At 31.1% G+C, this 22,107-nt stretch carries 22 protein-coding genes; 21 read left to right on the top strand and 1 reads right to left on the bottom strand.

Translation table 11 applies throughout. From position 1 onward, the window contains the following. Positions 1–14: 14 nt before the first annotated feature. The 14 genes from EQM05_RS11135 to ppdK all read left to right on the top strand — a co-directional run bounded on the left by EQM05_RS11135 (position 15) and on the right by ppdK (position 12,466). Positions 15–359, top strand: coding sequence for a histidine triad nucleotide-binding protein (locus EQM05_RS11135; protein ID WP_128750101.1), 345 nt, complete (start codon positions 15–17; stop codon positions 357–359). 151 nt (positions 360–510) lie between these two features. After that, on the top strand, positions 511–687 hold the full coding sequence (rpsU, locus tag EQM05_RS11130) for a 30S ribosomal protein S21 (RefSeq protein ID WP_128750100.1): 177 nt from the start codon (positions 511–513) through the stop codon (positions 685–687). Positions 688–714: 27 nt separating this feature from the next. Beyond that, a complete protein-coding gene (locus EQM05_RS11125; RefSeq protein WP_128750099.1) occupies positions 715–1,161 on the top strand; it encodes a GatB/YqeY domain-containing protein in 447 nt (148 codons plus the stop codon). A gap of 94 nt (positions 1,162–1,255) precedes the next feature. Next, positions 1,256–1,546 carry a sporulation protein YqfC gene (gene yqfC, locus EQM05_RS11120; protein WP_128750098.1) on the top strand — a complete coding sequence of 97 codons (291 nt, stop codon included), beginning with the start codon at positions 1,256–1,258 and terminating at the stop codon, positions 1,544–1,546. Beyond that, positions 1,524–2,684 carry a sporulation protein YqfD gene (gene yqfD / locus EQM05_RS11115; protein ID WP_243108053.1) on the top strand — a complete coding sequence of 387 codons (1,161 nt, stop codon included), beginning with the start codon at positions 1,524–1,526 and terminating at the stop codon, positions 2,682–2,684. Before yqfC ends, yqfD begins: the two co-directional genes overlap by 23 nt. 35 nt (positions 2,685–2,719) lie before the next feature. Next, on the top strand, positions 2,720–4,798 hold the full coding sequence (locus EQM05_RS11110) for an HD family phosphohydrolase (RefSeq protein WP_128750096.1): 2,079 nt from the start codon (positions 2,720–2,722) through the stop codon (positions 4,796–4,798). Between the two features lie 11 nt (positions 4,799–4,809). Then, positions 4,810–5,310 (top strand): rRNA maturation RNase YbeY, encoded by a 501-nt coding sequence (ybeY, locus tag EQM05_RS11105; RefSeq protein WP_128750095.1) that lies wholly within the window; start codon positions 4,810–4,812, stop codon positions 5,308–5,310. A gap of 38 nt (positions 5,311–5,348) precedes the next feature. Further along, positions 5,349–6,047: a diacylglycerol kinase gene (locus tag EQM05_RS11100; RefSeq protein ID WP_128750094.1), complete on the top strand. Its 699-nt coding sequence runs from the start codon at positions 5,349–5,351 to the stop codon at positions 6,045–6,047. 90 nt (positions 6,048–6,137) lie between these two features. Next, positions 6,138–6,536 (top strand): cytidine deaminase, encoded by a 399-nt coding sequence (locus tag EQM05_RS11095; RefSeq protein ID WP_128750093.1) that lies wholly within the window; start codon positions 6,138–6,140, stop codon positions 6,534–6,536. Between the two features lie 66 nt (positions 6,537–6,602). After that, positions 6,603–7,490 carry a GTPase Era gene (gene era, locus EQM05_RS11090; protein WP_128750092.1) on the top strand — a complete coding sequence of 296 codons (888 nt, stop codon included), beginning with the start codon at positions 6,603–6,605 and terminating at the stop codon, positions 7,488–7,490. 11 nt (positions 7,491–7,501) lie between these two features. Next, positions 7,502–8,257, top strand: a complete 756-nt coding sequence (gene recO, locus EQM05_RS11085; protein ID WP_128750091.1) for a DNA repair protein RecO — start codon at positions 7,502–7,504, stop codon at positions 8,255–8,257. Next, positions 8,250–8,807, top strand: a complete 558-nt coding sequence (locus EQM05_RS11080; protein WP_128750090.1) for a DUF4342 domain-containing protein — start codon at positions 8,250–8,252, stop codon at positions 8,805–8,807. Before recO ends, EQM05_RS11080 begins: the two co-directional genes overlap by 8 nt. Before the next feature lie 312 nt (positions 8,808–9,119). Continuing rightward, a complete protein-coding gene (locus tag EQM05_RS11075) occupies positions 9,120–9,761 on the top strand; it encodes a helix-turn-helix transcriptional regulator (protein ID WP_128750089.1) in 642 nt (213 codons plus the stop codon). A 71-nt stretch (positions 9,762–9,832) separates the two neighbouring features. Further along, on the top strand, positions 9,833–12,466 hold the full coding sequence (gene ppdK, locus EQM05_RS11070; protein ID WP_128750088.1) for a pyruvate, phosphate dikinase: 2,634 nt from the start codon (positions 9,833–9,835) through the stop codon (positions 12,464–12,466). Between the two features lie 51 nt (positions 12,467–12,517). On the opposite strand, the gene EQM05_RS11065 is transcribed toward ppdK, so the two are convergent. Further along, complete coding sequence (locus EQM05_RS11065) at positions 12,518–13,585, bottom strand: CotS family spore coat protein (protein ID WP_128750087.1); 1,068 nt, start codon at positions 13,583–13,585, stop codon at positions 12,518–12,520. A gap of 147 nt (positions 13,586–13,732) precedes the next feature. On the opposite strand from EQM05_RS11065, the gene EQM05_RS11060 reads away from it, so the two are divergent. The 7 genes from EQM05_RS11060 (at position 13,733) to EQM05_RS11030 (ending at position 22,070) form a co-directional block, all read left to right on the top strand. Further along, entirely contained in the window at positions 13,733–14,761 is a 1,029-nt protein-coding gene (locus EQM05_RS11060) for a deoxyguanosinetriphosphate triphosphohydrolase (protein WP_128750086.1), read from the top strand. A 198-nt stretch (positions 14,762–14,959) separates the two neighbouring features. After that, entirely contained in the window at positions 14,960–16,783 is a 1,824-nt protein-coding gene (dnaG, locus tag EQM05_RS11055; RefSeq protein WP_205694136.1) for a DNA primase, read from the top strand. 19 nt (positions 16,784–16,802) lie between these two features. Further along, positions 16,803–17,867, top strand: a complete 1,065-nt coding sequence (gene rpoD / locus EQM05_RS11050; RefSeq protein WP_164917269.1) for an RNA polymerase sigma factor RpoD — start codon at positions 16,803–16,805, stop codon at positions 17,865–17,867. Between the two features lie 74 nt (positions 17,868–17,941). Further along, complete coding sequence (locus EQM05_RS11045) at positions 17,942–18,829, top strand: PH domain-containing protein (protein WP_128750083.1); 888 nt, start codon at positions 17,942–17,944, stop codon at positions 18,827–18,829. A 26-nt stretch (positions 18,830–18,855) separates the two neighbouring features. Then, complete coding sequence (locus EQM05_RS11040) at positions 18,856–19,551, top strand: class I SAM-dependent methyltransferase (RefSeq protein ID WP_128750082.1); 696 nt, start codon at positions 18,856–18,858, stop codon at positions 19,549–19,551. Then, entirely contained in the window at positions 19,542–20,366 is an 825-nt protein-coding gene (locus tag EQM05_RS11035) for a Nif3-like dinuclear metal center hexameric protein (RefSeq protein ID WP_128750081.1), read from the top strand. The genes EQM05_RS11040 and EQM05_RS11035 overlap by 10 nt, the downstream gene beginning before the upstream one ends. Before the next feature lie 75 nt (positions 20,367–20,441). Then, positions 20,442–22,070 (top strand): IS1182 family transposase, encoded by a 1,629-nt coding sequence (locus tag EQM05_RS11030; protein WP_128748411.1) that lies wholly within the window; start codon positions 20,442–20,444, stop codon positions 22,068–22,070. The last annotated feature ends 37 nt before the right edge of the window (positions 22,071–22,107 follow it).

The following is a 22,107-nucleotide window of genomic DNA, read 5'->3' as shown; positions in this document are numbered from 1 at the left end:
AAGGAGGTGAAAACATGGAAGACTGTTTATTTTGTAAAATTGTCAAGGGTGAAATACCAAGCACTAAGGTTTATGAAGACAAAGAAGTTCTTGCTTTTAAAGACATAAATCCAGAGGCCCCTGTTCATTTAATTATTATTCCTAAAAAACATATAACTAGTTTAAATGAACTTAAGCCTGAAGATAGTGAGATTATATCCCATATTTTCATGGTTATACAAAAACTTGTTAAAGATTTTAAAATTGATGAAAATGGATACAGAATAGTAAATAATTGCGGGGAGCATGGAGGTCAGTCTGTTCCTCATATGCATTTTCATCTGCTTGGGGGAAGAAGCCTTAATTGGCCTCCAGGTTAATAAAAGTCTCTAAATATTTCCTATCTGCTTAATGAAACAGTTGACAGTGAAGGATTTGGTGTTGTATAATAAACAATGTGCTAATTATAACCCACATTGGCTATGTTTAATTTTTGAAATTAGATTGAGCTAGCGGAGGGAGGGATAAAATATGTCAGAAATAAAAGTTGGAGAAAACGAAACATTGGAAAGTGCATTAAGAAGATTTAAGAGAAAATGCGCAAGAGCTGGTGTTCTTTCAGAAGTTAGAAAGAGAGAGCATTATGATAAACCAAGTGTTAAAAGAAAGAAAAAATCTGAAGCTGCAAGAAAGAGGAAGTTTAAATAAGGTTTCTTTGAAAGAAGGTACTATTGAATGTCTCTTAAAGAAAGACTACAAGAAGACTGGAAGCAGGCTCTTAAAGCTAAGGATAAGTTTAAAGCTAATACAATTAGTATGGCAAGAGCAGCTGTACTATTGGTTGAAAAGACTAATGGGACTAAGCTTGATGATGAAGAAGTCATAGAGGTACTTGCTAAGGAAGTCAAATCAAGACGAGAAGCCTTAATAGATTTCCAAAAAGGGAACAGGCAGGATTTAATTGATGAAACAAATGCAGAAATTGAAATTTTGTTACAATACCTTCCTCAGCAGTTAAGTGAAAGTGAAATTTCCGAAATTGTTCGTCAGACAATTGATGAAGTGGGTGCAAATAGCATGAAGGACATGGGAAAAGTTATGGCTGTTTTATCCCAGAAAACTAAGGGTAGAGCAGACGGAAAGCTTGTTAGTCAAATTGTAAAACAACATTTAAATAAATAGTAAAAGGTTGAGCAAAACTCAGCCTTTTTATTTTTGTTATTAATTTCATTTCAAAAACATAAATTAATATATAGAATATTTTTGAGGTGAAAAATTGGAGAAAAGAGTTAATAAAACCAAAAATGACTTGGCTGAAAAGCTTGATTTACCAAGAGATATTGTTTTGGATTTACCTAAAATAACAGTAACTGGGGATAATGAAATAGTAATTGAAAATCATAAGGGCGTGGTGGCTTTTAATGATGATATGATTAAAGTGAATACAAATTCAGGAATTATGTGTATTTATGGTAAGAAATTTGAGATATTGTTTATGACAGGCAGTACGGTAAATATAAGCGGGAAATTCAGATCTATAGAGTATGAAGACAATGGCAAGTATTGATCTTTCAAAATTTAAAAGTGGAATTATTACCATAGAAGCACAATCCCTGAATATAGAAAAATTTATAAATTTGTTATGGAAAAATAATATTGACATTATGAATATAAAAAGAATAAATATCACTACCTTAATAATGGATATAAGGCTTAAGGATTATCACAAAATAAGCAGCATTAGTAAAAAAACAAAGACTAAAATTAAGATAATTAATAGAAAAGGGACAGCTTTTTTAATAATAAAGGCAAAAAAAAGAACTGCGCTGTTTATAGGGGTATTTATTTTTGCTGGAATAATTTATTATTTGTCTACCTTCATATGGAGTATTGACATAACAGGTGAAAGAGCACTAGCTCCATTTGAAATAAGGCAGCAGCTTTCAACCATGGGAATAAAACCAGGTATATCTAAAAAAAATATCAATGTTAATAAAATAGAAGAAAAGCTTTATGAATTGAACCCCAATATTATGTGGACAAAAGTAAGAATAGCAGGCCCGAAATTAGAAGTTACTGCCACTGAAAGACAATCACCACCAAGTGTTATTACAGATGATTCTATTTGTGATTTGGTTGCTAAAAAAGATGGACAAATCATTAGAGTTTATACAAAAGCCGGCACTGCTGTAGTAAAAAAAGATGACATAGTGAAAAAGGGGCAGCTATTGGTTAAGGGCATGCAGGGAGATAAAAATAATCCTTATGAAGTTCATGCAGATGGAAGTGTTATAGCAAGGACTTTTTATGAACAGGATAAAACTGTAGAGTTTAAAGGGATCAAAACATTAAGAACAGGTAAAATGACCAGTAATATTTATATAAATATAAAAAATAACCGTTTATATTTAAAAAAGAGTGTAAATAAATTTAATAAGTATGATACAATTATAGATAAAAAAGGTTTAATCTGCTTTGAAAATATTTATGAAACAAAGGAAGTCCCTTTTGAGTTAAATAAGCAGGATACAATTGAAAATGCTAAGAAAGAATTAGAAGATAAAATCACATTAACTTTGGATAAATCTACAAAAGTAGTTGATAAAATAGTAAATTCCAGTGTGGAAAACAATAATCTTGTAATAAGACTGATATTAATTGGAGAAGAAAATATTGCAGTTCCACAGGAAGTTAATAATAACTAAAAGATCAGTGGTTAACAAATGGGGGGTTATTACAAATGAAATCAGCCTACATAATGAAATACTTCAAAAATGATAGATTAAATAGAGCAGGAATATTTATTTTAACTTTTGTATTTATTTTTTCTGTGCTGGTAACCTCATTAATAACAAAAAAGTATAATTTAAAAGAGGGAGATATTGCTAAAGTAGATATTAAAGCACCAAAGGAAGTAAAAGATGAAATTACTACAGATGCAAGAATACAACAAGCTGTAAATGAAGTTAAACAGCAGTATTATAAAAAACCTGAGGTAAAAACTCAAACTATAAGTGAAATTACATCTTTATTTAGTAAATTAGCCACCATAAAGGATTCTGCTGTGGATGATAAAACCAAGCTTCAGAGAATAAAGGATTCTACGGATTTAAATATGGCAGATGAAAACTTTACTGCACTGCTGAGTTTATCTAAGGATGAACAAAAATCACTGCAGGATTTTTTAGTAAAAACCATGTCAGATTTATATGATAATATGCAGATAAATGCCAATGGACAAAAGGATAATTCAGATGACATAAAAAAGGCTCAGGAAAGTATATCGCTTAAGGTAAATAGTTCTAACTTATCCAAGACTTCAAAGGAATTAGCATTAACTATTGGATATTTAGAGGTTAAACCTAATTTCTTCTTTGACAAGGAAGCAACTGACGAATTAAAGAAGGAAGAAATGAAAAAGGTTCCTCCTGTAATGGTTAAAAAGGATCAGATAATTGTAAAAGAAGGAGAACCTGTTGGAGCATATCAGATTGAAATTTTAAAAAGTTTAGGGCTGATAAACAATAATACTTATTTCCAATGGTATGCATATGCAAGCTTAGCTTTATTAATACTGCTTATTTTAGGCATTGAATGGATATATTTACACCGTTATTATAAGGATATATACTATGATTTAAGTAAAATAACTTTAATCAATATACTAACCTGTATAAGTTTACTCCTAGCCAGGGGATTAAGTGTTATGTCGCCTTTCCTAATTCCTTTAGCTTGTGTTCCCATGTTAATGACATTATTAACAAACTATAAAGTATCTTTGAGCATTAATACATTAAATTGTATTTTAATCAGCGGAGCCGTAGGGTTTAACCCTGAAATAATTATTTTAGCTATACTTAATGCTGTTATAGGTGCCACAATATTAAAAAAGATGCAGCAAAGAAATGATATATTGTATTCTTCAATATATATTTCCATTATAAATTTCTTTTTAACATTTTCAGCGGGATTTATGTTAAGCAATAATGTTAAAGACATTATATTAAGAAGTTCATTTTCATTTGCATCAGGTATTATCTCAGGTGTATTGACCATTGGGCTTCTTCCTTTCTTTGAAAGCAGTTTTGGCATTATTACAACTATAAAGTTATTGGAGCTTTCTAATCCTAATCAGCCTCTTTTAAAAAAGCTGCTTCTTGAAGCTCCTGGAACTTATCATCACAGCATTTTAGTGGGAAATTTAGCTGAAGTAGCTGCTGAAGAAGTTGGTGCTAATCCTATTTTAGCAAGAGTTGCATCCCAGTATCATGATATTGGTAAAATTAAAAGACCATATTTTTTTAAAGAAAATCAACTGGGAAATGATAATCCTCATAATAAGATAACACCTAATTTAAGTACTTTAATAATAACCTCTCATGTAAAAGATGGGGTTGAATTAGCAAAACAATACAAGCTGCCAAAGGTTATAACAGATGTGATTGAGCAGCACCATGGAACCACCCTGGTTAAGTATTTTTATTTAACATTAAAAAATTCCTCTGAAAATCCGGATGAAATAAACGAAGAGGATTTTAAATATCCTGGACCAATACCTACATCTAAGGAAGCAGCAATAATTATGCTTGCTGATAGTGTAGAAGCTGCAGTAAGATCAATAAATGAACCAAATCAGGATAAGATACAGAAGATGGTAAATAATATAGTTAAAAGCAGGTTAGATGAGGGACAATTAGATAATAGTGATTTAACCTTAATGGATATAAATAAAATTAAAAAGTCTTTTTTAAAGGTATTTACAGGAATTTATCATAAAAGAATAGAGTATCCTGAGGATAAATGGGCTAAACAAAAATAGGAGTGAAGTACATGATTTTACTTGATAATAGACAAGATAAAATAGAAATATCAGAGGAACTTGAAAATAATATTAAAAAAATGATTGATTTTACTCTAAAAGAGGAAAAATTAATAATAGATTATGAAGTAAGTGTAATATTCGTAGACAATAATCAGATAAAAAAACTTAACAATGAGTTCAGGGGCATTGACAGGGAAACGGATGTTTTATCATTTCCAATGCTTGAATATGAAAAAGGAAAGGTATATAAACAATTATATACAGATTATGATTTCAGTGATTATGATTTTGATGATGGAAAGCTTGTGTTAGGTGATATTGCCTTATCACTGGAAAAAGCAGATGAACAAAGTAAAGAATTTGGCCACAGCTTTCAAAGAGAGGTATGTTACCTTCTGATTCATTCAGTGCTTCATCTATTGGGTTATGATCATATTGATGAAGAGGATAAAGTGGTAATGAGGAAAAATGAAGAGTATATTTTAAACAAGTTTAATATAAACAGATAAAGATAAACTTTATCTATAACTCTTAGGAGCAGGTAAAAATGAAAGTTCACAAATTATTAGATAGTTTTAATTATGCAATTGAGGGTATAGTTTATGCTGTAAGAACACAAAGAAATATGAGAATACACATGATAGCAGCAATACTAGTGTTGACTGCTTGTTTCTTTTATGATTTAAATAAAATGGAAATTCTAATTATAACAATAACAATAACCATGGTGATTGCTGCTGAGCTTATTAATACAGCAGTGGAACTTGCAATAGATGCTACTACAAATTACTACCATCCACTTGCAAAACTTGCGAAAAATACAGCTGCAGGTGCTGTGCTCGTTACAGCTATTAATGCTGTAATAGTTGGATATATTATATTTTGGGATAAATTAAAAGATATAAACTTTATTGTAATGAAAAAAATCAAGGGATCAAATCCATATATGATTTTTATCATTCTTGCCTTAGTATCCATAATCACTTTAATTATAAAAGCTATTTTTGGAGAAGGTACTCCATTAAAAGGTGGAATGCCAAGCGGACACAGTGCAATAGCATTTTCAATTGCCACAACAATTGCCCTGATAACAGAAGAGCCCTTAACAATAATACTGAGTTATCTTCTTGCATTTATTGTAGCTCAAAGCAGGGTTGATTCTGAGGTCCACTCTGTACTGGAAGTTTTTGTGGGTGGAGTACTTGGAAGTCTTTTAACTATACTCTTATTTAGGTTATTCAGCTAGCTTATTATGTTGAAATAACTGCTTATAGTGATATAATTTATATACAACTTTACTTTTGTATATAAATTAAAATTGGAGGTACCATATTCTATGAATTATAAAGAGCTAATATTAAAGGCTATGGAAGCAAGAAAATATGCCTATGTACCTTATTCTAAATTTAAGGTAGGTGCAGCTGTTTTAACTGAGGAAAATAAAGTATATACGGGTTGCAATATAGAAAATGCTTCATTTGGAGCAACAAACTGCGCAGAAAGGACAGCTATTTTTAAAGCTGTTTCTGAAGGACACAGAGCTATTAAAGCTATAGCAATAGTAGGAAGTAAATCTGAAAAGACATATCCCTGCGGTATTTGCAGACAGGTTTTAAGTGAATTTGCAGTAGATGGAATTGACATAATATTAGCAGTTAATGAAAATGATTATGTTGTAAAAAAAATGGATGAAATTTTACCTGGAACTTTTACTCAGAAAAATTTGATTAAATAATGAATATATACTTTATAAAAAACTAATATATAGAATTCAAAGTGTATAACTGTAAGGAGAAAATTTATGTTTAAATCTGGTTTTGTAACTATTATAGGAAGACCAAACGTTGGAAAATCCACTTTAATAAACAGTATAATGGGAGAAAAACTTTCAATTGTCTCAAGTAAACCTCAAACTACAAGAAATAACATACAAACAATTTTAACTGGAAAGGATTATCAAATTGTATTTGTAGATACTCCTGGTATTCATAAGCCAAGGCATAAATTAGGCGAATATATGGTTAAGATTGCAGAAGACTCAATTAAAGAAGTAGATCTTGTGCTTTTTTTAACTACTCCTGATGAAGAACTTGGAAAGGGAGACAGACTTATATTAGATCAGCTTAGAGGTTCAGGAGTGCCTGTATTTCTGGTACTAAATAAGATAGATGAAAATACTGCAGAAAGAGTTGCAAAATCATTGCAGAATTTTGGGAAAGAATTTGATTTTAAGGAGATTATACCTATTTCTGCACTAAAAGGTAAAAATGTAGACATTTTAATTGAATTAATGGTAAAATATTTAAAAGAGGGTCCTAAATATTACCCTGATGATATGATAACTGATGTACAGGAAAGATTTATAGTTTCAGAAGTTATAAGAGAAAAGGCACTAAGACTCCTTAGTGAGGAAGTACCACACGGTATTGCAGTAGATATTTTGAACTTTAAAAAGGACGAAAACGGAAAATATAATATAGATGCTGATTTATTATGTGAAAAGGATTCTCATAAGGCAATTATCATTGGAAAAAATGGGAGTATGCTTAAGAAAATATCTACTTATGCCAGGCAGGATATGGAGAAGATGTTTAATAGTAAAGTTTCCCTTAAGATATGGGTAAAAGTTAAGAAGGATTGGAGAGATAGTTCAAATATATTAAGAGAACTTGGATATAATAAAAAGTAGGAGATGGTTTTCTGGCGTTATTTAAGACTAGGGGAATTATTATTAAAACCCAGGATTATAAGGAAGCTGATAAAATTGTATGGATCTTTACAGAAAAATTAGGGAAGGTTTCTTGTATTGCAAGGGGAGCTAAAAGAGGCAAAAGCAAGTTTTTATCAACTACGCTGCCGTTTTGTTTTGGAGATTTTGTTCTATTTAAAGGTAAAAGCTTTTACAATATCAGTGAGATAGAAGTAATAGATTCATTTCAGGGTTTATTAATGGATTTGGAAACCATAACTTATGCATCTTATTTTTGTGAACTACTTGATATATGTCTTATGGATGAAGAAAGCAACAGGGATCTGTTTAGGGAAGTAATATCCGCTTTCTATCTCCTTAAAAGTAAAGCTGTTGATATTGAAGTTTTAACCAGAGCTTTGGAACTTAATGTGTTAAGGGCTACAGGATATGGATTAGATTTAGAAGAATGCTGTATTTGTAAAGCAAAAATATCATCATCAGATTATGTAAATCTTCAATATTTAGGAGGAGTATGCGAAAACTGCGAGAAAATTAATGGTATGGCTATTAGCAGAGCTTCCTATAACTCAATTAAGATTTTAAATAAGTTTCCATTAGAGAAGCTGGCAAGGATAAGCCTTGATAAAAAGATTAAAAAAGAAATTTTTGATTTAATAACAATTATTATTTCTCAAAATTATTATAGAAAGCCTAAAAGTCTGGAAGCCTTAAAATTTTTAAAAGGGAGTGAATGTAATGAGTGAAATTACCTTAGAGAAAATTGACATTATACGTGAAAGGACAAAAGTATCATATTCAGAAGCCAAGGAAGCATTAGAAATGTCAGAAGGGAACGTAGTAGATGCTTTGATATACATTGAAAATAACAAAAAGTCTACTATGGATAATCTTTATACGACTAAAGAAGAATTCAATACCTGGCTAAAGGATTTGGTGAAAAAAGGGAATGTAAACAGAATAAGAATAAAAAAAGACGATAAAGTAATTGTTGATATACCTGTTAATGCCGGTATTGCTGCAACTTTAACTGCGCTTATATGGCCGCCTCTTATAGCAATAGGATTATTAACTGCTGTTTTTACAAAAGTAACTGTAGAAATAAGCAAAACAGATGGCTCTGTTGAAGTAGTAAACAAAATAATAAAGACAACTGTAGATGATGTAAAAGATAAGGTATATGATGCAGCTTCAACAGTAAAAGATAAATTTAAAAAACAGGGAAATGAAGACGAGGATACAGCATATAAATACACAGTTAAGTTTGATGAAATGGATGATGAAGATAAAAAATAATTTTAAAACAGCAGTTTAAAACTGCTGTTTTTGTGGTATAATCTTGTTGTTAATATTTTCATCATAGGTAAATAATAATACAAAAGTGTACAATTTTATATATAAATTTTTATAGATTATGTAAACATTTAAAATTATTTTATTAAATTGTGCAATATTACAAAAAGCAGAGTTTTAAGAAAATTAGCGTAATTTGAAGTATACTATAATAATAACGTAATATTTAGGGATTTTTAAGTAACATAAATAAGTCTGCTATACTATTTATATTTAAAAAGTGATATAATTACCATTGTAAAATATAGAAAGAGGGTGACGGTTATTAAACTAACATTAAGGCAGGAAGAGATAATAAGATTAGTTAAAGAAAGACAGCCAATAACCAGCCAGAATCTAGCAACTGAATTAGGAGTCACTAGAGCAGCATTAAGACCGGATTTAGCCATACTTACTATGACTGGAATATTAGATGCAAAACCAAAGGTAGGCTATGTGTACTCTCAAAAACCCTCTTACAGTATAGTTTATGACTATATCAGAAATATAAAAGTAAAGGATATAATGTCAAAACCTGTTGTTGTTGATGAAAATACTACAGTTTATGATGCAATTGTAAATTTGTTCCTTAATGATGTAGGTACATTATTTATAGAAAATAATGGTGTTCTTATAGGAGCAGTTTCAAGAAAGGATTTTCTTAAAATTGCCATGGGTGGAACAGATATTCATAAGGTACCTGTAGGAATTATTATGACCAGGATGCCAAACATAATATATGTTGAAAAAGAGGACAGTGCATATTATTCAGCTCAGAAGATTATAGAGCATGAGGTTGACAGCCTTCCAGTAGTTGAAAAATCTATGGTAGATGGCAAGGAAGTTTTTAAAATAATTGGGAAGGTTTCTAAAACTAATATAACAAGGCTTTTAGTCAGAATGGGTGAAAACTCATAATCAGGGTATAACGGAGTTTTTTCCGTTTACATATAGCTTCATAAAAATTACACGAAGGGGTTGTGTTTATTATGGAAAAGAAAAAATATGTTTACCTTTTTAGTGAAGGTAATGCAGGTATGAGAAATTTACTTGGTGGTAAAGGTGCAAATTTAGCAGAAATGACAAACTTGGGCATCCCAGTGCCACAGGGATTTACTGTAACAACAGAAGCTTGTACAAAGTATTATGAAGATGGAAAAAAGGTAAATCAGGACATTATAAATGAAATTTACGCAGACATGGAAATCATTGAAAACAACACAGGAAAGAAATTTGGAAGCGTAGAAAATCCATTATTAGTATCAGTTAGATCTGGTGCCAGAGTATCAATGCCAGGAATGATGGATACTATTCTAAATTTGGGATTAAACGATTCCACTGTTGAAACAGTAGCAAAGCTTACACAAAATGAAAGATTTGCTTATGACTCATATAGAAGATTTGTCCAAATGTTTTCTGATGTTGTAATGGGAATAGAAAAAAGAAAATTCGAAAATATATTAGACAAAGTTAAAGAAGAAAAAGGAGTTAAATTTGATACAGAATTAGATGCATCAGATTTAAAAAATGTTGTTAAACAGTTTAAGGTACTTTATGCAAAAGAAATGGGAAGGGAATTTCCACAAGATCCTAAGGAGCAGTTAATAGAAGCTATAACTGCAGTATTTAGATCATGGGACAATCCAAGAGCTATTGTTTACAGAAGATTGAATGATATTCCAGGTAACTGGGGAACTGCTGTAAACGTTCAAAGCATGGTATTTGGTAACATGGGAGAAACTTCAGGAACTGGTGTTGCATTTACCAGAAACCCAGCAACAGGAGAAAAATTAATATTTGGTGAATATTTAATAAATGCTCAAGGCGAAGATGTTGTAGCAGGAATAAGAACACCTCAGCCAATAAGCAAGCTGGAACAGGATTTACCACAATGCTATAAGCAGTTTATGGAAATTGCAAATAAATTAGAAGCACACTATAAGGATATGCAGGATATGGAGTTTACAATTGAGCAGGGTAAATTGTACTTCTTACAAACAAGAAATGGTAAAAGAACTGCTCAGGCTGCATTAAAGATAGCAGTTGATTTAGTTAGTGAAGGAGTACTTACAAAAGATGAGGCAATATTAAAGGTTGAACCAAAGCAGTTAGACAGTCTTCTGCACCCAAACTTCGATAACGATGAGTTAAATAACGCTAAAGTTATTGCAAAAGGACTTCCTGCTTCACCAGGAGCTGCCTGCGGTAAAGTTTATTTTACAGCTGAAGATGCAAAAGCTCATCATGAAATGGGAGAACAGGTAATCTTAGTAAGACTGGAAACATCACCAGAAGATATTGAAGGAATGATTGCTTCTGAGGGTATATTGACAGTTAGAGGTGGAATGACATCTCATGCTGCAGTTGTTGCAAGAGGAATGGGAACATGCTGTGTGGCTGGCTGTGGTGATATTAAAGTAAATGAAGATCAGAAGATATTTGAAGTTAATGGTACAGTTTATCATGAAGGAGATTATATCTCCCTAAATGGCAGCACAGGTAATGTGTATGGTAAGGCTATAAAAACTGTTGAGCCTGAAATAAGCGGTTACTTTGGAACATTTATGGGCTGGGCAGATGCTATCAGAGTATTAAAGGTGAGAACTAATGCTGATACTCCAAGAGATGCTGCACAAGCAGTAAAATTCGGTGCAGAAGGTATTGGATTATGCAGAACTGAGCATATGTTCTTTGATGAGGACAGAATTCCTGCAGTTAGAGAAATGATAGTTTCCGATAATGAAGCACAAAGAAGAAAATCACTGGATAAACTTCTTCCAATGCAGAAAGAGGACTTTATAGGAATATATGAAGAAATGAAGGAAAGACCAGTTACAATAAGGTTCTTAGATCCACCACTACATGAATTCTTACCTACTGAGGATGAAGATATAAGAGATTTGGCAAAAGAAATGGGAATAACATTTGAACATCTTAAATTTACAGTTGAATCATTACATGAATTTAATCCTATGATGGGACACAGAGGATGCCGTTTAACTGTTTCATATCCTGAAATAGCTGAAATGCAGACAACTGCTATTATAGAGGCTGCAATTGATGTAAAGAAGAGAAAAGGCTACAATATAGTTCCAGAAATCATGATTCCTCTTGTAGGAGAAGTAAAGGAACTTAAATATGTAAAGGATGTTGTTGTAAAAGTAGCTGATGAGATTATTGCAAGAGAAGGTGTTGATCTTAAATATCATATAGGTACAATGATTGAGATACCAAGAGCTGCAATAACTGCAGATGAAATTGCAAAAGAAGCTGAATTCTTCTCATTTGGTACAAATGATTTAACTCAGATGACATTTGGATTCTCAAGGGATGATGCAGGTAAATTCTTAAATGATTATTATGATAAGAAAATATATGAATTTGATCCATTCCAAAAGTTAGATCAAAATGGAGTTGGAAAGCTTATTAAAATGGCTTCCAAATTAGGAAAATCAACCAGACCAGACATTAAATTAGGAATCTGCGGAGAACATGGCGGTGATCCTTCATCAGTTGAATTCTGTCATAATGTTGGATTAAACTATGTTTCATGCTCACCATTTAGAGTGCCACTTGCAAGACTTGCAGCTGCACAGGCTCAGGTGAAAAATCCTAGAAAGTAATTTTTATATGTAAAAAGTTAAACTGCTTACAGAAATTCTGTAAGCAGTTTTTTAATATATTTTTATTCCAAATTTTTTTTCAACATATCTGCCAAGCTTCAATATAAATTCCAGCTGTTCATTATCCCGTTCAACGGCTTTTTTTAAAAGCATGACAAAAGAGTTTTGATTGCACTTTTTTATATTATTATAGTAATCTCTTGAAATTTTCCAGTATTTTTGTGGAAAAGCAAGATAAGATAAAATATATTTGTAATCATCCAGTGTTAATGGGTTAATTTCTTCATATAAATTAAAGCAATTTATTGTAATCTCGAAATCCCATAAAGTTGAATCCCTTTTCAAAAGCCTTCTTAAAAAATAGGAAATATCATGAGCACAAAAATCCATTCTGCATTTATCAAAATCTATAACCCAGATGTTTTTATCATTATCGAAAATAATGTTTTTATTAACGTAATCCAGGTGACATAGTGCTTTTGTTAAATTGTCAACATTTATACTGCTTGAAATTGCTGTGGATGTTTTAGCAAGCAGCAGATTACAATCAAAGTTCTGCAGATAGAGCTTTGAAAACTTGTCTTTATATCTAAATGCCAGATTTGAACAGTCTAAAATCTGTTTTAAATGTTTAAAATCAGATATGTGAGGGTTATCATAGTTTTCTCTAATTGTACTTCCTTTTATAGGTTTGAAATTATGTGAGCACTTGTGCATTACGGCTAAATTAGTAATGGCATTAAATACATGCTCAATGTTATCATAGTTACACTTCTCACCTTCAATCCAGGGGGTTAATATAAAAAGCATATTGTTATAATTTACGAATCTGCTCCTGTCAATAGTTGGCAGTATTCTTGGAACCCGTATTTCATTACGATAATACCATTCGATGGAAGAATATACAAATAATAATTCTTCTAAGGGGTAATATATTTTTTTTAAACAATAACTTTTATTAAAATAAACAATTTTATATACAGCCCTCTGTTTGTCTGTATCCTTTATTTTTACCTGTTCTATGGTCCCATTTTCAAGGCCGTAATATGGGAGAACATTTTTTTTTACATTTTCTTCGGACAACAATTCAACAGGAAAGGACTTAGCTGCATATGGCATAAAAACACTCCTTATAAAGCTACTTCTTTATAATATTATTAAAAATATTCTTATATTATACATTTTTATTTAAAAAAAAGGAGTTTAAAAAACAATATAGAATTATTTAATGTATGAGAGAAACCTAATAGGAAAAGGATGATTTCTATGAATATAAGGGAAAAAATTGAAAAGTCAGAAGAGATGATTCTTATTGATCAGGCATCACTTTCCAGTAAGTCCAGAGGAAGAGAAAGAGCTGAAAAGAAAGACGAAGTTAGAACATGCTATATGGTTGACAGGGATAGAATTATACATAGCAAGTCATTTAGAAGACTAAAGCATAAAACTCAGGTATTTATTAAAACCTGGGGAGACCATTATAGAACAAGATTAACTCATACTTTAGAGGTGGCCCAAATAGCAAAAACCATAGGAAAGGGTATAGGTCTTAACGAGGATTTAATTGAAGCTATAGCCCTTGGGCATGATATTGGACATGTAGCATTTGCCCACAGCGGTGAAGAGGTATTAAATGAACTTCTGCCAAATGGATTCAGGCATAATGAAAATAGTGTGAGAGTATTAAAGAGAATAGAGAAACAGGGAAATGGATTAAATCTATGTGATGAAGTATTAGATGGAATATTACATCACAGCGGCTTTACAAATAGCACAAAATCGGCTTATACACTTGAAGGCCAGGTGGTAAGATATAGTGATAAGATTGCATATGTGAATCATGATATCGATGATTCCATAAGAGCCGGAATCCTTACTCAAAATGACCTTCCAAAAGACATCATAAAAGTACTGGGAGATAATCATGGAGATAGAATTGACACTCTTGTTAAGTCATGCATATATAATACTATTTCCAATATTAACAAAAATGTGATTAAAGTTTCCATGACTGAAGAAAAGGAAACAGCACTTTCAAAATTAAGATTATTTATGTTTGAAAATATATATAGGGGAGATTTCTTAAAAGCTGAAAGGGATAAAGCCAAATTTGTACTAAAAAAAGTGTTTGAATATTTTTATAAAAATCCTAAAAGTATGCCAGAGACTTATATAAAAATAGCAGAAACTGAAGGCCTCTATCAAGGGGTTGCGGATTACATTTCAGGCATGAGTGATGACTATTGTTTAATGATTTTTAATGATATATATGTTCCAAAGCTTGTAATTTATTAAATATGAGTATAAATAATGTTATAAATTGGGTAAAATAACTTTTGCATGGTTATATAAATAAATATTTATATTTTGCAGGAAATTTGACATTAATAAAGAATATAATATTATAAGTATAAACAATACAAAAAAATAAATAATTTAGAGGAATTTTAAATATTTTTGTCGAATATTATATAACTTGTCACAAACTAAATAATGTTTTTTATCATAATAAAAATTTTTATACAGGGTGGTAGTATTTTATTGCTGTCAGAAGAATTTATTCAAAAAGTAAAAGAAGAAAATGATATTGTGGATATAATATCAGAAAAAGTAAAATTAAAAAGGACAGGTAGGAATTATATGGGCCTATGTCCTTTTCATCACGAGAAAACACCTTCCTTTAGTGTTTCTCAGGATAAGCAGATATATAAATGCTTTGGATGTGGTGAAGCAGGAAATGTAATAACTTTTATTATGAAAATAAATAACATTACTTTTCCTGAGGCTGTAAAAACTCTAGCAGATAAAGCAAACATTGATTTTGAAGAAAATGATAATAACAAAAATAGCAAAAAAGCCGGCATTAAAGAAAAACTTTATGCAATAAATGTGGAGGCAGCCAGGTATTTTCTGAAAAATCTACAAAATAATAATAAGGCAAGTGATTACTTCAGCAAAAGAGGAATAACCTTAAAAACCATGAGGAGCTTTGGCCTTGGATATTCATTAGATTCATGGAATGCCCTATTAAATTATATGAAAACAAAAGGATATTCTGAACTTGATCTGCTAAATGCGGGTTTGATTATTAAAAATCAGCGGGGAGGATATTACGATAGATTTAGGAACAGAGTAATGTTTCCAGTATTTGATTATAGAGGGAAGGTAATTGGTTTTGGTGGAAGAGTACTTGATGACTCAAAGCCAAAATATTTAAATTCCCCAGAAACTCCTCTTTTTATAAAAGGAACTAATCTATATGGCTTAAATTTTGCAATAAAAAACAATAACAGCAGATCTTTTATCATGGTGGAAGGTTATATGGACTGTATTTCTCTTCATCAGTTTGGAATTACTAATACAGTGGCATCTTTGGGTACGGCACTAACCTTAAATCAGGCTAAATTACTAAAGAGATTTGCAGATAAAGTTATTATTTCTTACGATGCTGATACAGCAGGGCAAAGTGCAACTCTCAGAGGGCTTAATATATTAAAAAAGGTTGGTTTTGAGATATTTGTATTAACTGTTCCAAAAGGAAAAGATCCAGATGAGTTTATACGTAACAATGGCAGAGAAGCATTTTTAAAATTAATAGACGAAGCCCTTCCTTTAATAGATTACAGATTAAAAAATGCTAAACAGGGCATTAATATTGAGAAAGGACACGGGATCGTAAAATATGCAGAAAATGCAGTTGAAATCATTGCTGAATTAGACAGCATAGAAAAAGACTTTTACATAAAGAAGCTGTCAGAGGAAACCAACATTAAAACTCAGGCTTTATACGACATTATGAATGAAAAATTGCAAAAAAAACCTAAAAATGATGAACAATTGAATATTGAAAATGATTTTGGTTCAAAATTATATTTAGAGCCTCCATATTTAAAGGCTGAAAGAGGTTTATTAAATATAATGTTAAATAATGCAGAAGCATTTGAATATATAGTAAATAATTTTGATGAAAGTGAATTGATTATTGAAAGTCACAAAAAAATTTATATATTAATGAAAAATAATATTGAAAGATCACATGAGGAATTAATTAAATTCATAGAAATAAATTGTGATGATGTTGAAAGTTCAAAGGAATGGGTTATAATTTGTGAAACTCAGTTAATATATGATGAAAGTGACTGGCAAAGACTTTCAGATGACTTTATAAGAGAAATCAGAAAATTCAAGTTAGAGGAGTCGAAAAAAGAAATTATGAACAAAATTAAGTTATATGAAAATGAAGGAAGATTTGAAGAATGCATTAAATTTTCTGAACAGCTTCAAGAAATACAAAAGAAATTAGGTGGGATCGTATAAAATGAAAGGAGGCATAGACATGAAGGATAAGAATGCAAAAATGCAGATAGTTAAAAAACTAATTGAAAAGGGAAAGAAAAACAATTCCCTCACATATAAAGAGATAATGGATGAACTTGATGAAATAGATTTAAGCCCTGAACAAATAGAAAAAATTTATGAAGTTCTTGAATCCATGGGAATTGAAATTGTAGGAGATATGCATGATATTGAAGTACATGAGGAAGAACTGGATTTGTCAGTACCTGAGGGTATCTCAATAGATGACCCCGTAAGAATGTACCTGAAAGAAATTGGTAAAGTGCCTCTGCTTACACCTGACGAGGAAATAGATTTAGCACATAGGATAGAAAATGGAGATCAGTCAGCAAAGAAAAAACTTGCTGAGGCTAACTTAAGATTAGTTGTGAGTATAGCAAAAAGATATGTTGGAAGAGGAATGCTGTTCCTGGATTTAATACAGGAAGGAAATCTTGGATTAATTAAAGCAGTTGAAAAATTTGACTATAGAAAAGGCTTTAAGTTCAGCACTTATGCAACATGGTGGATAAGGCAGGCAATTACAAGAGCTATAGCAGACCAGGCAAGAACTATCAGGATACCTGTTCATATGGTTGAAACCATTAACAAATTAATAAGAGTTTCAAGGCAGCTTCTTCAGGAACTTGGCAGAGAACCTCTGCCTGAAGAAATAGCAAAGCAAATGGATATGCCGGTGGATAAGGTTAGAGAGATAACTAAAATTGCTCAGGAGCCAGTATCATTAGAAACACCTATTGGTGAAGAAGAAGATAGCCATCTTGGAGATTTCATACCAGATGATGAAGCACCTGCACCAGCAGAGGCAGCTGCATTTACAATGCTGAAAGAACAGCTTATAAATGTACTGGATACATTGACACCAAGAGAAGAAAAAGTTTTAAGATTAAGATTTGGATTGGATGATGGAAGGGCAAGAACCCTTGAAGAAGTAGGTAAGGAATTTAACGTTACAAGAGAAAGAATCAGACAGATTGAGGCCAAAGCACTGAGAAAGCTTAGACACCCATCTAGGAGCAAAAAGCTGAAGGATTACCTGGATTAAAAATGAGCACCCAAGAAATGGGTGCTTTAATACATTTTCATATGTTATAATATTATAAAAAGGGTGGTGATGATGTGGAAAGATATAAAGCATTAAAAGGAAATAGTTTATTGTATTTAATTATGGTTACTTTGCTATATAATGCTCTTTTTATAGTAATTATTAAAATTACAAATTCATATGAATTGGATACATTTCTGAAAGCTGCATTTGTAATAATTAACATATATCAATTATATTATATTTTTTTATCTCAGACACTAAATTACACAATTGATGATAAAAATATCAAAATTACTGCAGTGTGGGGTTTAAAGAAAATAGTAATTCCAACTGAAAGCATACAGGGATACAACAAAAGCAGCGGAAGTATAAGAGGGGTAAAAATATATGGATATGGAAAAAATACCTTTGCATTGTGTAAATCAATTGTTGATAAAATAGGCTTATCATCTATGTATGCAACTTCAAATAAAAATATATTTTATTTGAAAACTGATGATATAAGCTATGGAATTTCTCCAGAAAATTATGATGAATTTGAAAGAAAATTAAGTAGCTTAAATATATCATTTACTAACTGGAAATATTCAAGAAATAAAAATTACAATCTGCATAAGGATAAAAAGTTTATAATTCCATTTATTCTGGCTACTATAGTAATTGTAGTTCTAACTATAAATCCATTCATATTATATTTAACAAATAAACTTCCCTCAATAATGCCGCTGAATTTTGATGCTAATTTTATGCCCTTAAAAAATGGAAATGGAAAACAATTTGCATTTAAGCAGATGATGTATGGAGTATTAAATATGGCTTTGCTGTTCTTTATGTATTATGCTTCATATTTTTATGCAAAGTATGATAAAAAATCATCATATAAATTTATTTATATAGTTCTTTTTATTTCCTCAATATTTTTATTTATGCAATTTAAAACATTGGCTGCTTTTAGATAAAGATAAAATTAAGGAGAAATATTTTCATGGAAATAAGTAACAGACTAAAAAAAATTGCTTCAATGACTGAAAAATGCTGCTGCATAGCTGATATAGGAACTGATCATGGCTATCTACCCATATATCTAGTTAAAAATAAAGTATGTGACAAAGCAATAGCATCAGATATAAACAAGGGACCAATTAATAAGGCCAGGCTTAATATAAGCATTAATAAAATGGATAACATAATAGACTGCAGACTTGGAAGCGGACTTTCAACCATAAAACCATTTGAATGTGATGGCATTATAATTGCAGGTATGGGAGGCAATTTAATCAGAGACATAATAGCTGAAGGAGAAAATATAGTTTCAGCTGCGGATTTTATAATACTTCAGCCAGTGCAAAACCCTGAGGTGCTTAGAGAATTTATATATAAAAAAGGATATACCATATTAGATGAAGAATTATGTATTGACGAAAATATATTTTATGAGATAATAAAAATAAAGTGGGATAAAACTTTTAAAAAAGAAAAAATAGATCCTATTTATTATGAAATCAGTAAAACCTTAATTGATAAAAAGCATCCTTTAATGGCACAGTATATTGATTATAAAATAAATAAATATAAGCAGATATTTAATCATATAAAAGAGGAGTCAGACTGGGCTGTAAAAAGGAAAAGTCAGGTTTCTGACAAAATAAGAAGGCTAAAGGAGATGAAGGTATGTCTTTAAAAGTTAAGGATATTGAAAATTTATTTGAATCTATTGCTCCTGAAGCTTTAAAGGAAAGTTATGATAATGTGGGATTAATGGTTGGAGACAGCAGCAGTGAAGTTACTTCTATTTTAGTGTCATTGGACTGCACATTAGATGTAATTGATGAGGCTGTTAATAAAAAATGTAATCTTATAATAAACCATCATCCCCTATTGTTTAATAAGCCAAAATCTATTACAAACAGCAGCCTGGTTGGTAAGAAAGTAATGAAAGCATTAAGTAACTGCATAAATATATTTGCATGCCACACTAACTTAGACAGTGTTAATGGCGGCTTAAATGACATTTCCATGGAGATTTTAGGCTTTGACAATTACACTATAATTAAGCCTTCATCTTCAGATAAGGCAAAAGGCGGTATAGGCAGAATTGCTGAATTACAAAATCCTGTTACGCTAGGAAGCTTATGTGATAGAGTTAAAAAGGCACTTGATATTGAAATAATAAAGTATTCCGGAAATTTAGATAACAATGTAAATAGAATAGCAGTTATTAATGGCAGTGGTGAGGATTTCTTTCAAAATGCCATTGATCTTCATGCAGACTGCATTATAACTGGAGACACCACTCACCACCATTTAAGCGACTGCCTTGAGCAAGGCGTTTCAGTTATTGACGCAGGACATTTCCAATTAGAATGGTGCGCTATGAAAATCGTTGGAAAAAGACTGCAGACAATTTTAAATAACAATGGATATTCAAATTCAGTAATTTTATCTGAATCTAATAAAAGTCCATACGAATATAAAGGGGCTGTTGCACTAAAATAATTGGTGCGGCAGCTTTTTTACATAAAAATAAATCTTCCACTCGAAAGAGTGAAAGATTTATAGTAAAATTAACATATGAGAAAATACATTAATTCACACAAAAATTATACTTTATATCGTGGAAATTATCAATTAAAACTTCCATTAAATATTGAGTACATGATTCCCAATAATGATTCAGTGCGTTTGCTAAGTCAATTTGTAGAGGAGATGGATTTAACAGATTTATATTCGACTTATTCCCGAATAAGGGAAAATCAGGCTACGCCACGTCAGATGCTGAAGATTGTACTTTACTCCTATATGAATCATAATTATTCATCAAGAGCAATGGAGCTATCCTGCAAAAGAGATGTAAATTTCATGTACCTTTTAGAAGGTTCACCAGCACCAGATCATTCTACTTTTGCAAGATTTCGTAGTATTCATTTTGCCCCGTGCTCAGAAACAATAATGGCTGAAATGTCAAATTTTCTTTATGAGATTGGAGAAATATCAGGAGATACTATATTTATTGATGGTACAAAGATAGAGGCATGTGCTAACAAGTATACTTTCGTCTGGAAAAAAGCAGTTTCAAAAAACCTGGAGAGATTACTTTCTAAATTAGCTGATTTTGTAGCCGAATGTGAGGAATTGTATGGAATAAAGCTTGTATACGAAAACAAAGTAAAAATGAAACATGTAAAAAAGCTACGCAAAAAGCTTTACGCCTTGAAAAAGGAAGAAAATATTGAATTTGTACATGGATGTGGTAAAAGGAAAACTCCTATTCAACGTTCTATTGAAAAACTTGAGGAATACCTTAGAAAGTTAAAAGAATATACACAGAAAATCCATACCTGCGGTAAACGTAATAGCTATTCCAAGACAGATAAAGATGCAACCTTTATGAGGATGAAAGAGGATGCTATGAAAAATGGTCAGTTAAAACCAGGTTACAATGTTCAGAATGGAGTAGATTCCCAATATATAGTATGGGTTACTGTTTGCGATAAGCCTGGGGACACAACAACATTGATTCCATTTATAAAAAGCATGGAGAATTCCTTGTACTTTAAGTATTTTAAAATTGATGCGGATTCAGGTTACGAGAGTGAAGAAAATTATCTTTATATCAAAGAAAATGGACAGCTATCATATATTAAACCAGCAAATTATGAAATATCAAAAACAAGAAAATATAAACATGATATAAGCAGAATAGAAAACATGGATTATACTGAATTGGGCGATTATTATACTTGCAAAAATAATAAGAAACTAACAGTAAATAAAATAGTAAAAAGGAAAAGTAAGACTGGCTATATAAGTGAAAAAACAATCTATACTTGTGAGGACTGCAGTAACTGTGTTTACAAGAGTAAATGCATAAGAGGACATAACTGTAAAACGCCATTAGAAGAAAGGGTTAAAAATCTTGAGACTTCAAAACTATTCAACATGCTTCGCAAAGAGGATCTTGAAAGAATTATAAGTGATGATGGTTGCGAGTTGAGAATGAATCGAAGTATTCAAGCCGAAGGCTCTTTTGGAGAGATAAAACAGGATATGGGATTTCGTAGATATCTATGCAAAGGTAAAAAGAATGTTTTGGCAGAAAGTATTTTGTTAGCAATGGCACATAATATAAATAAGCTACATAATAAAATTCAGTTAGATAGAACTGAAACGCATCTTTTTCCACTTAAAAAAGGTGCATAATTATCAAACTTTAAAATTTTAAAAACTCTGCAAATCA

It is taken from the genome of Clostridium sp. JN-9, from assembly GCF_004103695.1.
GTDB lineage: Bacteria > Bacillota > Clostridia > Clostridiales > Clostridiaceae > JN-9.
Note: the sequence above shows the minus strand (reverse complement) of the source record. Positions and strands in the feature narration are given on the sequence as shown.

Bases quoted from the DNA above. Each gene is read 5' to 3' on its own strand.
- EQM05_RS11135 (WP_128750101.1), top strand. From the start codon at position 15: ATGGAAGACTGTTTATTTTGTAAAATTGTCAAGGGTGAAATACCAAGC.
- rpsU (WP_128750100.1), top strand. From the start codon at position 511: ATGTCAGAAATAAAAGTTGGAGAAAACGAAACATTGGAAAGTGCATTA.
- EQM05_RS11125 (WP_128750099.1), top strand. From the start codon at position 715: ATGTCTCTTAAAGAAAGACTACAAGAAGACTGGAAGCAGGCTCTTAAA.
- yqfD (WP_243108053.1), top strand. From the start codon at position 1,524: ATGAAGACAATGGCAAGTATTGATCTTTCAAAATTTAAAAGTGGAATT.
- EQM05_RS11110 (WP_128750096.1), top strand. From the start codon at position 2,720: ATGAAATCAGCCTACATAATGAAATACTTCAAAAATGATAGATTAAAT.
- ybeY (WP_128750095.1), top strand. From the start codon at position 4,810: ATGATTTTACTTGATAATAGACAAGATAAAATAGAAATATCAGAGGAA.
- EQM05_RS11100 (WP_128750094.1), top strand. From the start codon at position 5,349: ATGAAAGTTCACAAATTATTAGATAGTTTTAATTATGCAATTGAGGGT.
- EQM05_RS11095 (WP_128750093.1), top strand. From the start codon at position 6,138: ATGAATTATAAAGAGCTAATATTAAAGGCTATGGAAGCAAGAAAATAT.
- era (WP_128750092.1), top strand. From the start codon at position 6,603: ATGTTTAAATCTGGTTTTGTAACTATTATAGGAAGACCAAACGTTGGA.
- EQM05_RS11080 (WP_128750090.1), top strand. From the start codon at position 8,250: ATGAGTGAAATTACCTTAGAGAAAATTGACATTATACGTGAAAGGACA.
- ppdK (WP_128750088.1), top strand. From the start codon at position 9,833: ATGGAAAAGAAAAAATATGTTTACCTTTTTAGTGAAGGTAATGCAGGT.
- EQM05_RS11065 (WP_128750087.1), bottom strand. From the start codon at position 13,585: ATGCCATATGCAGCTAAGTCCTTTCCTGTTGAATTGTTGTCCGAAGAA.
- EQM05_RS11060 (WP_128750086.1), top strand. From the start codon at position 13,733: ATGAATATAAGGGAAAAAATTGAAAAGTCAGAAGAGATGATTCTTATT.
- dnaG (WP_205694136.1), top strand. From the start codon at position 14,960: ATGTTTTTTATCATAATAAAAATTTTTATACAGGGTGGTAGTATTTTA.
- rpoD (WP_164917269.1), top strand. From the start codon at position 16,803: ATGAAGGATAAGAATGCAAAAATGCAGATAGTTAAAAAACTAATTGAA.
- EQM05_RS11040 (WP_128750082.1), top strand. From the start codon at position 18,856: ATGGAAATAAGTAACAGACTAAAAAAAATTGCTTCAATGACTGAAAAA.
- EQM05_RS11035 (WP_128750081.1), top strand. From the start codon at position 19,542: ATGTCTTTAAAAGTTAAGGATATTGAAAATTTATTTGAATCTATTGCT.
- EQM05_RS11030 (WP_128748411.1), top strand. From the start codon at position 20,442: ATGAGAAAATACATTAATTCACACAAAAATTATACTTTATATCGTGGA.